At 52.1% G+C, this 11,616-nt stretch carries 8 protein-coding genes; 7 read left to right on the top strand and 1 reads right to left on the bottom strand.

Features of this window, described 5'->3' with window-relative positions:
* Positions 1-603: 603 nt before the first annotated feature.
* Positions 604-2,946 carry a helix-turn-helix domain-containing protein gene (locus HYD27_RS31265; RefSeq protein WP_219221682.1) on the bottom strand — a complete coding sequence of 781 codons (2,343 nt, stop codon included), beginning with the start codon at positions 2,944-2,946 and terminating at the stop codon, positions 604-606.
* Between the two features lie 135 nt (positions 2,947-3,081).
* Between HYD27_RS31265 and HYD27_RS31270 the strand changes: the two genes are divergently transcribed.
* The 7 genes from HYD27_RS31270 to HYD27_RS31300 form a co-directional block, all read left to right on the top strand.
* Positions 3,082-4,602, top strand: a complete 1,521-nt coding sequence (locus HYD27_RS31270; protein ID WP_219221683.1) for an extracellular solute-binding protein — start codon at positions 3,082-3,084, stop codon at positions 4,600-4,602.
* Positions 4,603-4,739: 137 nt separating this feature from the next.
* On the top strand, positions 4,740-6,059 hold the full coding sequence (locus HYD27_RS31275; protein WP_219221684.1) for a helix-turn-helix domain-containing protein: 1,320 nt from the start codon (positions 4,740-4,742) through the stop codon (positions 6,057-6,059).
* Between the two features lie 191 nt (positions 6,060-6,250).
* Complete coding sequence (locus tag HYD27_RS31280) at positions 6,251-7,801, top strand: extracellular solute-binding protein (protein ID WP_219221685.1); 1,551 nt, start codon at positions 6,251-6,253, stop codon at positions 7,799-7,801.
* Between the two features lie 134 nt (positions 7,802-7,935).
* Positions 7,936-8,904, top strand: a complete 969-nt coding sequence (locus HYD27_RS31285; protein WP_219221686.1) for an ABC transporter permease — start codon at positions 7,936-7,938, stop codon at positions 8,902-8,904.
* Positions 8,905-8,925: 21 nt separating this feature from the next.
* Complete coding sequence (locus tag HYD27_RS31290) at positions 8,926-9,801, top strand: carbohydrate ABC transporter permease (RefSeq protein WP_219221687.1); 876 nt, start codon at positions 8,926-8,928, stop codon at positions 9,799-9,801.
* Between the two features lie 102 nt (positions 9,802-9,903).
* Positions 9,904-11,016 carry a glycoside hydrolase family 88/105 protein gene (locus HYD27_RS31295; protein ID WP_219221689.1) on the top strand — a complete coding sequence of 371 codons (1,113 nt, stop codon included), beginning with the start codon at positions 9,904-9,906 and terminating at the stop codon, positions 11,014-11,016.
* Positions 10,991-11,616: hypothetical protein (locus HYD27_RS31300; RefSeq protein ID WP_219221688.1), on the top strand; the 626-nt coding region annotated here is incomplete at its 3' end. The genes HYD27_RS31295 and HYD27_RS31300, both read left to right, overlap by 26 nt.

An 11,616-nucleotide genomic window follows, 5' to 3' on the forward strand; every position in this document is an offset into this window, starting at 1 on the left:
CCCACGGATAGCAGTGTGCCAGCCGACGACTCGCATTTTGTCTCTATGCCCAAGGGATTGAACCCCCTTGGTTTAAGGGTGAAAAACAGGGGAATTGACAAATTCGTTCATAGCAGTGGAAAAAGTAACACTAATTCGATCAATTTAGCGATCATGAACCAAAATTCCCCAAATTAGGTGTACAAAATCCTGCTAATTCCGTTGTTGCACGAATCCCGGAGAATTTAGTGGTACAAAATCCACTTGGCATCTCTGGTTACTTCCTTTAGAAGAGTGGTGATTTTGTCATGGCCTACGGGCGGGTAGGGGTTTCCACTCGCTGTTGCAGCCGGATTTTTTGATTTTGTATCCCCCTGCTAAAAGGGGGAATCCGGCTACACAGGCGGCCGCTAAGGCTGTTTGGGCTCCCTATCCGCTCTCCGGACACTCTTTCACCAGACTTCTAACAGTGGGGAAAGAACGTACGGGAGGCAGCACTAGCTCCCGGGGAGCTTCGTTCATTCTTGAAGGGAAGCTGCAATTCAACAAAACAAAAAAGCTTGGGAGTGCACTCATAAAGGATGCACTCCAGGCCGCTTCACTGTACCGGCAATTGCTGCGCAGCTAATTATAATTATCCGGCACAGCGCGCTGCCTGGAGCCTGCATTCTCACGGTATTGGCCTGGGGTCATCCCTTCCTGCTTGCGGAACGAGCGGATGAAATTCTGCGAATTGTTGTAACGCAGCCGGGCTGCGATATCCTTGATCGGCATGTCGGTTTCCTCCAGCCATTTCTTGGCCATCTTGAACCGGTACATGGCAAGGTATTCGCTGAAGTAATACTGGGTCTCTTTGCGGAACACGCTGCTGATGTAGTTGGCATTATAGTGCAGGCGTGACGCGCATTCCTCCAGCGTCAGATCCTTGTCGTAATCATGCTGCACAATATCGATCAGCTTCTCCGAAATATTATGGTACTGGGCATTTTGTCTGCTGCTGAAGATGCGGATCATCGGCAGAATGACGACGGTCCAGAACCAGTCCTCGATCTCGGCCACGATGTGCAGGTCCGTCAGCTCTTCGAATAAAGAGCCGCTCACCGGGTGAATCTGATTCAGGCTGATCCCCGATTCCTGCATCATAATGAGAAGATTGTTCAGCAGGCGCGTAAGCGGAATCTGATATTCCTGAGGCGACAGCCCCGGCGTAAAAATGGCGGCGAACACCTTATGCAGCACCTCCTTCGCCGTCTCGGCATCTGCCAGCTTGATGGCGTCCATCAGGTCGTTTTCCTTATGGACGGGATAGCTCAGATTGAGATAATGGTTGCCGGAGTTGATATTTTCGTATTGAATAATGATCCCTCTGCCCAGCGTAATCCGGTGCTTCAGGGCTTCCAGGCCCTCTCTGTACGCTATCGACATCTTATCAAAGGCATGGAAGGGCAGACTCAGCCCAATGCTGACCTCCAGCTTCAGGTAGTTGTTGATGGTTTGCTGCAGCGACTCAGTCAGTGAATAGAGCGTCTTGTGAAAAGACTCCGCATCCCCGTCAGCGCTTCCGATCAGTGTGACCACGGCCTGGTCCATAATGACCGGAGCCAGCCTGTTGCCCGCAGGAACCAGCTCCAGGGTCATGTTATGCATGGCGAACAGCAGCAGGCTGAGGTCTTTTTTCTGATAGCTGTTCTCCTCGGAGAAGTCGATGCTGAGCGTAATTACCGCCATCGTCTGCCATTCCTCCAACTGGGCCTGGTAGCCGAACTGCTCCAGCTCCTCAAGCAGCTCCCGCTTCTTAACATTGCCCTGAAAGGCCTTGATCAGGAAAAAGGTGCGCACCTGCTGGATATGCTGGGCGACCTCCTTCTCCAGCTGGGTTTTGGATTGGAACAGGTGATGCACCTGCTCGCCGATAATCTGGAACTCGTTGGCATGCCTTTTCCGGATGTCCGGTTTGCGCTGGCCGATCTGGTTAAGCAGTCTTTCAATGGGAGTGTACATCTTGCGGGAGCCGAGCCAGGCCAGCAGAACCGACAGCAGCAGCATAAAGGTGCATACATATACGGTATAGGTTCCGATTTTGCCCGACTCCTTGGTCAGACTGGCAATGGAGGTGACCGAAAGATAGACCCAGCCGTTAAGCTGGGAGCGCATATAGGTGATGGAATAGTCCTTTTTGTCCATCACGGTCTCGAACTGCCCCGAGGGGGTTGCGGCGGCGGAAACCTGCGCGAACGCCGTGAAGCCGCCGGCTGCGGCCGGCTGGCCAATCAGGGTGCGGTCCGGGTGCAGCAGAATCCGGCCGGAGCTGTCCAGTACGATAATGCTGTCCAGCGGCTGCACATTGGAGTTGATGAAATCCTGCAGACTGCAGGCGGGGATGTTGGCCAGCGCCAGCCCGTATTTTTGCAGCTTGGTGGCGGGCAGCTTCTTGATCAGGCTGATGCTGTATTCACAGCCCGTAACATTGATGCTCTCCTCGCTGTAGAACAGGGAAGAGGGATTCAGCACCCAGGAGGTCTCATCGGGCAGATTAATCAGGTTGGTGAGCTGCTCGTAATCCTTGTATTCGTTCAGCCGGTAGAGTCCTGAGTTCTTGATCATCCAGTTCTGGCGCTGGTTCAGCAGGATGACATCCTCCAGCTTTGTATCGAAAGACTGCATATTGCGGATTTCGGTCCGTATGTCATTATATAAAATGAAATCGGTTACATTTAGCGGGTTGTTCAGTGCCTTTTTTAATACGGAGGAGTTGACGACCTGGTTCAAGGTTTGGTTGACAGTAGTCAGCTTATGCTCTACATTTGATGTGATTTGTAAAATAAGTTCCATTTTGCTGCGGTTAACATTTTTTTGAATCTCGCTGGAGGAAGTGAAGTACGAGAACGAACCAATGAACAGCACGGGCAGTGTGCTGAGAAGAAAGGCGAACATGGTTAATTTGCTCAGGAAGCTTAGAGATTTCAATGGATTCAGCACCTTTACATTAGGTAGAGGCATTCGCCTGTCTTAAGTGTAAGCATCACGAAGGATAATAACAATAATCATCTGGTGCCGCAATAATCATTTTCTCTATTTATGAACTTTTAGGGGGATGCAGGGATGTTCAGGACAAAGTCGGGGAGTAAGGCTGCCGGATACGGCTGGTTGCCGGGATTGCTCATATTCATTATGTTAAGCGCTTGCAGCGGAGAAGGCCCGGCCGGGACCGTTCCTGGCGGAGAGCATCCGCCGATCTCCATTCTCGCACCGTTGCATTTTCCGCAGACCCCCGCCAAGGAGATTGTCGCGGAGATCGAGAAGCTGACCGGAGTTCAGCTGAATATCACCTGGGTTCCGGAGGGCGTCTATACCGACAAAATGAACACGGCGCTGACGACCAGTTCCTTGGGCAAGGTCACTTTTGTCAAGGTGACAGATTATAATCTGGTGAAGAATGCGATCCGGTCGGGTTCTTTTTGGGAGATTGGTCCCTACCTGCAGGATTTTCCGAACCTGAAGCGGCTGGACGCATCAATTCTTGATCAGACGGCCGTGGACGGCAAGCTCTATGGCTTGTACACCGAGCGCCCTTCCTCCAGACAAGGCATTATCATCCGCAAGGATTGGCTCGACCGTCTCCGTTTGGACAAACCGCAGACGCTGGAGCAGCTGTATGAAGTCATGAAGCAATTCACCTTCAATGATCCCGACGGCAACGGCAAGCCGGATACAATCGGTCTTGTTGACCGCAATGATCTGGTCTATGGGGTGTTCAAGACACTCAGCTCCTACTTCGGCGCGCCGAATAACTGGAAGCTGGCGGATGGCCGGTTCATTCCCGAATTTGAGACGCCGGAATATATGAACACGATGAACTTCATGAAGCAATTATATAATGAAAAGATTATCAACCAGGATTTCGTCCTGACCAGCAAGGAGGTGCAGCGGGATAAGTTCATCCGGGGCAGCGCCGGCGTCTTCATAGGCAGCATGACCGATGTGCAGCGGCTCTCCATTGAGGCCCAGGCCATCAACCCCGCAGCCGAGCTTACGCTGATCAACCGCATCGAAGGGCCGTACGGCTACAAGGTGTGGTCAATTCCCAACTACAACGGGCTCTACCTTTTCTCGAAGAAGGCGATTGCGACGGAGCAGGAGCTGAAGGAGGTGCTGGGCTTTTTTGACCGGACGATGGACAAGGATGTTGCCAATCTGATGAAATACGGGTTCGAGGGCCGCCATTACCAGGTCGAAGACGGCAAGGTGATTCTTCCCGAAGATACGTCGCAGCTGCGTGTAAATGAGGTAAATCCGCTCTACTCCCTGATGATCGCCGATGTCGGCAACAAGAACATTATGGAGGTGGCGCAAAAAGAGCAGCTGACCGCTCTCGCCGACCAGCTCAGTGAAGACAACGAGCAGTTTCTGGTCGATGACCCGACCGTCAGCCTCAGCTCGCCTACCTTTGACGAAAAGAACACCGAACTGTCCGCCATCATCGTGGATGCCACCTACAATTATATCCTGGGCAATATCAACGCTGAAGGCTTCCTGCAAGAGGTGGAGAAGTGGAGAACCAGCGGCGGCAGCCTGATTATTCAGGAATATGAGGAGGCGTGGCGGGCGAAGGGAAGCAAATAGGATAATTCTGTTTAAATATAAGGAAATATTCATATTTATAGCTTGTATACCAGATTGTCCGCTGATATCCTTTATATAAGGAATGAATAGGGAATTTATTCTATTTAATGGATATGGAGTGTAAGGAGGGGTGCGCTTTGGAACCTGCACCTGCGATATTGGCGGAGTTGGAAAATTACTTGAAGCGGGAAGGCCTGACGATCACGCAATTCTCGGAACGTTCAGGTATTCATTCGGGTACGCTCAGCAATATGATTCGTGGACGCCGTCCTGTGGCAATACAGCAGCTTGACCGGATTACCGGGGCCATGGGGCTTGCCGAAGGCTTTTTTTACGACCTTTACATAGATAATTATATTATTGACAGCTCCCAGGACTGGCGGCGGATCGGACCCTTGCTGCATCGCTGTGCGGACTTGAATAAGCTGGACTGCATCGGGCGTGTGGTGCAGCATATTATGGACAATCTGATGTATTCTCCGCTGCTGTATGATACGGCCGAAGAACTGTTTGCCAAAGGACGCCCGGCAGCAGCCGCTCTACTGTATGAAGGCGTCTCCGAGGGGGAGCGGTCCCAGCATTCGGAACGGCTTGCCCTGTGCCAGTACCGGTTATTTACGATCTCCCTGTGCGATGACCAGGATAAAAACCTGTGTGCGGCAACCCGGTTTGAGCCTTTTGTCGAGCGCCTGGATGAAATCGTTCAGCTGGATGCGTTAAAAGAACTGGCTAATACCTACCGCTCATTACAGCGCTGGAGCAAGGTCGATGAACTGGCGGGCAAAATGGGGAGTAAGGCTAAAATCCAGTATGATCTGCAAAAGCGGCCTCAACGTAAATCCAAACCGTCTGTTGAAGGGCCGGGCAGGCCGTTGTTTTTTTATATCGCCTACAGCAGTCTGCTGCGGGGAAATGCTTGCAATGAGCTTGGGGATTACGGGCAGGCATTGACCCATATTAATAATTATGCAGATTTAAGCTGGGTGAAGGAACAGGGAGAAGATGTGGAGTATTGGAAAAGTCTGTTCATCGAATGGGCTGAGGCGAATACTTGCTTAACCAGGCTGCTCGGCGGTGATTTAAATGTCATAGAGCAATATGCGGCATATATCGACAGGCAAAAGGAAGAACGGGTCACCGGCTTATTATATATTTTGAAAGCTGCCAATAAGTATGACTTGAATGTTGATGAAATCTTGCAGCGGTTCAAGCAGGATATAGAAGAGACTATAAATGTATGGGCAGAGGGAAGGTATTCCCGCAAGCTTGCTATGGACCGTCAGGCCAATCTGTTGCTTGAGCTGGCTCAATATTTACTGAACCAGCAAGATTATGACAACGGGCTGAAATTCCTGCAGAAGGCCATGAAAGATTACAAGCAAATCAACCATGAAAAATATAAGATGCTGGCAGTAACGGCCAACATCCTTCGGGATAGAAACAACACAAGCCGGTAATTTTTTTTGTACGCCTGCAGCATACGATGAGAACGGACAGGAGATGCGTGATTGTTCTGTTATCACGATAATCATTTCCCCAGAACGCCTGCTGCAAGCCCCTTTTATGAGTAAATGATTGTATTCGTACCTTTCCGGACGCTGTATTGTGAGCTTGTAACCAATACAAGTTAAACGGAGGTCAAATTGGCATGAACAAAAAATCCTTCACCCTGCTCCTGTCCGCACTGCTGACATTCAGCATGCTGACAGCGTGTTCAGGCAACAACAAGAACAATGAAGCTGCCCCTGGCAATGGGGGAACAAGCGGTGGAACAGACACGGCAACCACGGCACCGGAGCCGGAAAAACCGACAGAGATTAAGATCATGCTGCCGCTGAACACCACAGAGACTCCACCGGATACCATCAAGACAGAAGTGGAGAAGCTGACGAATACGAAGCTCACCTACCAGTTCTACCCTGCAGATACGTATGAAGAGAAGCTGAATTCATCGTTCGCCACCGGCTCCCTGCCGCAGGTTACTTATTTGAAGAACCAGACGACCTTCATTCAAATGAAGGAATCCATAAAGGACGGGCAGTTCTGGGAGATCGGGCCGCTGCTCAGCGAATTCCCGAATCTCAATAAGCTGAAGCCGGAAATCCTGAACAATACCAAGGTGGACGGCAAGCTCTATTCCTTGTATATTGGGCGGCCGCTGGCGCGCCAGGGCATCATTTACCGCAAAGACTGGGCCGACAAGCTGGGCTTGCAGCCGCCGGCGAATGTGGATGAGCTGTTCGCTATGGCAAAGGCATTCACGGAGCAGGACCCGGACGGCAACGGCCAGAAGGATACTACCGGTATTGTAGACCGCAACGAGCTGGTATACGGCGCATTCAAGACTGTATCCTCCTGGTTCGGGACTCCGAACACATGGGGGGAGAAGGACGGTCAGCTCGCGCCGGAATTCGAATTCCCGCAGTATTTTGACACCATGGATTTCTTCAAAAAAGCCCGCGATGCCGGCTACATGAACCAGGACTTCGCGGCCACCAGCAAAACGGATGCTGTAAACATGTTCGTCAGCGGCAAAGCGGGGCTGTACATTGGCGGCTCCATGCAGGATATTGATACCCTCAACAAGGACCTGATCAAGAACTTCCCGGATGCCGTACTCGATACGCACAGTATGGTCGCCGGACCTGACGGCAAGTTTGCGCAATGGATGATTCCGGGCTACAACAACGTGGTACTGTTCCCGAAATCGGCCGTCAAGGACGAAGCGGAGCTGAAGAAAATCCTTGCATTCTTTGACAAGATGATGACTCCTGAGGTATCCAATCTGATGTACTGGGGCATTGAAGGCACACACTATTCCGTTGAAGACGGCAGAGCCAAACCTGCGGACGACAAAGAGCTGATCGAACGCGAAGTCAAAGGCTTCAAGGACAGCGTAATCGGTGAAGCAGAAACAAACGGTATGTACCAGAGCTTGAACGTGCTGCCGGGCAGAATCCATGCGGAGGAGCTGCTGCTGGAGAATGTCAAAGTGGGTGTGGCCGATCCTACGGCTGCGCTGGATTCCGCTACTTATACCACTAAGGGCGTAGAGCTGCAGCAGATCATTACGGATGCAACTTATAAATACATCTACGGACAAATTGACAAAGCCGGCTTCGAAAAGGAAGTGCAGTCCTGGAAGGACCGCGGCGGCCAGAAGATCATTGAAGAATACAACGCCGTGTATAAGAAATAGGCAGACCGTTTGGGTAAGCTGAATAAAAATGCAACTGAAAAGGCTGCTAATAACGATAATTCAGCAGTCTTTTCGGTTTCTTCATGGCGCGCCGGTTGTCAGGTACCAATTATGAAGCAGAAAGGAAGAGTATTATGCAGGAAGCCTCCGCCCAGCCCGGTGTTGTTCCCGAGCTGAAGCCCAAGAGCTACAAGAGCAGCAGCGAGCTCAAAAAACGTCTGTGGAGAAACAAATTGCTCTACGTCATGCTGATACCGGGTGTGCTGTATTTTGTGATTTTTAAATATTTGCCCATGTATGGATTAATCATCTCGTTTCAGGATTACAAGCCTTACCAGGGGATAACAGGAAGTGAATGGGTGGGGATGGAGCATTTCCAGCGGCTGTTCACAGAAGCGGATTTCCTGAATATTTTGGGCAACACCTTGATTTTGTTCGGAATGAACATTTTATTCTATTTTCCGATTCCGATTATTCTGGCTTTGATGCTGAATGAGCTGCGGGGCAATTTTTTCAAAAGAACCTTTCAGACGCTTATTTATCTGCCCCATTTCATGTCATGGGTTATCGTCGTTTCGATTTCTTTTGTCATGACTACGATGGACGGCGGAATTATCAACGAGCTGCTGTCCTATTTCGGGTTTGAAAAGATTAATTTCCTGCTGAGTCCCGGCTGGTTCAGGCCGATGTACATCATCCAGATCATTTGGCGCGAAGCGGGCTGGGGGACGATTATTTATCTGGCTTCGATTGCGGCCATCGATCCCGGGCTCTATGAAGCCGCACGTATGGACGGTGCCGGACGGCTGAGACAAATCTGGCATATTACCCTTCCCGCGATCCGCGGCGTCATCATTACCCTGCTTATTCTGAAAATTGGTTCCGTACTGGATCTTGGATTTGAACATGTGTATCTGATGCTGAACTCCATGAATCGAGAGGTTGCGGAAATTATTGATACGTATGTATACACGGCAGGACTTAGACAAGGACACTTCAGCTACAGTACAGCTATCGGATTCTTCAAGTCGATTATCGGGCTCATTATGGTCATGTCGGTCAACAAATTGTCCAAGAAAATGGGCGAAGAAGGCGTTTATTGAGAACCAGCGGGAGGAATTGAAATGGTAGAAGATCGCTCAATCGGCGGCAGAATGTTTGCGGCTGTCAACTTTACACTGCTTGCCTTAATTACACTCATTACGGTGCTGCCGTTTGTCCACGTGGTTGCCGGCTCGTTCACGACCAGTGCGGAGCTTGCGGCCAACAAATTTGTGCTGTTCCCCAAGGTATGGAGCTTTGAAGCTTACAAATTTATTTTTTCGACCAATACGATCATTAAGTCCATGGGTGTCTCGATTGGAGTGACGCTCTTCGGCACGCTGTTCAGTATGTTAATTACTTCTCTGATGGCTTACGGTCTGTCCAGAAGAGATCTGGACGGCCGCAGTGTGTTCAACTTTCTCGTAGTATTCACCATGCTGTTCCACGGCGGGATGATTCCCACCTTCCTGGTGGTGAAGGAGCTGGGCCTGATCGATACGTATGCGGCTCTGATTCTGCCGTCGGCCATCAGCGCGTTCAATATGATTATCCTGAAGAACTTCTTTCAGAATATCCCTGAAGGCCTTGAGGAATCGGCGAAAATCGACGGCTGCAACGACTTCGGCATCCTGTTCCGGATCGTGCTGCCCCTGTCCCTGCCGGCCATCGCGACCATTTCCCTGTTCTATGCGGTCACCTATTGGAACACTTACATGAGTGCCATCCTGTATCTGGATGACAGTGCCAAATGGCCGATTCAGGTGCTGCTGAGACAGATTGTTGTGCTCGCCAGCGGCATGGATTACAGCGCCACCCTGGATGCGACCAATCCTCCGCCGGATCAGACGATCAAGATGGCAGTTATCGTAGTAGCTACGCTGCCGATTCTGATGGTGTATCCGTTCCTGCAGAAGCACTTCGCCAAGGGAGCCATGCTGGGATCGATGAAGGGCTAGAGGAATGAGACAGAATTTACCGGCTCAACTTAAAAGCGTGGTGAAAAAGTGTCCGGAGAGCCGATAGTGAAATTCAACTTATATAGCGGAAGGGGTATGGAGATGATAGGCAGTCTGCCGGCAACACCTATGGAATGGGCAAAACAGGCCTGTGATTCGTTAATGGATACTTATAAGGCGGGAGAGCTGCCTCCGGCCCACCGCTGGCATTATCATCAGGGTGTGTTTCTGTGCGGGATGGAGCTGCTCTGGGAAGCGGTTCAGGAGGAACGCTACATCGAATACATCCGGCAATATGTAGACGATCTCGTTGATGAGAACGGCAATTTGTATTTTGCCCGCGATGAGCTGGATGCGGTTCAGGCAGGGCTGCTGCTGTTCACGCTGCACAAGCGGACCGGCAAGAAGAAGTACCGGATTGCCGCCGGGAAGCTGCGCAATTTGCTGCTGACCCTGAACCGGACCTCGGAAGGCGGTTACTGGCACAAGGATAAATACCCCAATCAAATGTGGCTGGATGGGCTCTACATGGCGGGTGTGTTCTCGCTGAAATATGCCAATGTGTATGGGGAACCCGGCCTGCGTGAAACCGTACTGCAGCAGGAGCGGCTGATGCGGAAGCATATGAAGGATGATGCTACCGGGCTTTTGTACCACGCCTGGGACGAGAGCCGCCGGATGCCGTGGGCCAATCCGCAGACCGGCTGCTCGCCGGAATTCTGGAGCCGTTCGCTGGGCTGGTACGGCCTGGCCGTCTCGCAGTTTCTGGATCTGCTTCCGGCCGGTGATCCGGGCAGAGCGGAGCTTGCCGCCGAGCTGGGCGGCTTCGTGGAAGCGCTGATCCGGTATCAGGACGGGGAGAGCGGGCTGTGGTATCAGGTGGTCGACAAAGGCGGCCGGCCGGATAACTGGCTGGAGACATCGGGCTCCTGCCTGTTCGTCTACTCCATCGCTAAGGCGGTGAAGCATGGCGTCGCCCCTTCCGGGGCGAAGGCCGCCGCCCGCAAGGGCTATGAAGGCCTGCTCCGGGTGCTGGAGCAGGATGAGCAGGGCCGGCTGGTTCTGCCCGGCATCTGCATCGGCACCTCGGCGGGCGATTACGAGAACTATGTTACCCGCCCGAAGGTCAGCAATGACCTGCACGGCGTCGGCGCACTGGTCATGGCCTGCGTGGAGATGCAGGCCTTGTATGATGAGGCGGAGTCCGCGGGCTGAGAGGGCAACAGCGCTGGCTGATGCGCTGATAGCGGAGCGGGGAGAGCCGCCGGCGAGAGCGGGTTGGAATAACGGCAGAAATGCCGTTATTAGAGCGCCGCCGGCGTTAGCGGGTTGGAATAACGGCAGAAGTGCCGTTATTGGAGAGCCGCCGGCGAGAGCGGGTTGGAATAACGGCAGAAATGCCGTTATTAGAGCGCCGCCGGCGAGAGCAGGTTGGAATAACGGCAGAAGTGCCGTTATTAGAGCGCCGCCGGCGAGAGCGGGTTGGAATAACGGCAGAAATGCCGTTATTAGAGCGCCGGCGGCGAGAGCAGGTTGGAATAACGGCAGAAGTGCCGTTATTGGAGCGCCGCCGGCGAGAGCGGGTTGGAATAACGGCAGAAATGCCGTTATTAGAGCGCCGCCGGCGAGAGCGGGTTGGAATAACGGCAGAAATGCCGTTATTAGAGCGCCGCCGGCGAGAGCGGGTTGGAATAACGGCAGAAATGCCGTTATTGGAGAGCTGCCGGCGAGAGCGGGTTGGAATAACGGCAGAAATGCCGTTATGGGAGAGCCGCCGGCGAGAGCGGGTTGGAATAACGGCAGAAATGCCGTTAT

The sequence above is a fragment of the Paenibacillus sp. S150 genome, from assembly GCF_019352175.1.
Taxonomy (GTDB): domain Bacteria; phylum Bacillota; class Bacilli; order Paenibacillales; family Paenibacillaceae; genus Paenibacillus_AQ.

Coding starts and splice junctions, on each gene's coding strand:
- HYD27_RS31270 (WP_219221683.1), top strand. CDS start 3,082: ATGTTCAGGACAAAGTCGGGGAGTAAGGCTGCCGGATACGGCTGGTTG.
- HYD27_RS31280 (WP_219221685.1), top strand. CDS start 6,251: ATGAACAAAAAATCCTTCACCCTGCTCCTGTCCGCACTGCTGACATTC.
- HYD27_RS31285 (WP_219221686.1), top strand. CDS start 7,936: ATGCAGGAAGCCTCCGCCCAGCCCGGTGTTGTTCCCGAGCTGAAGCCC.
- HYD27_RS31290 (WP_219221687.1), top strand. CDS start 8,926: ATGGTAGAAGATCGCTCAATCGGCGGCAGAATGTTTGCGGCTGTCAAC.
- HYD27_RS31295 (WP_219221689.1), top strand. CDS start 9,904: ATGATAGGCAGTCTGCCGGCAACACCTATGGAATGGGCAAAACAGGCC.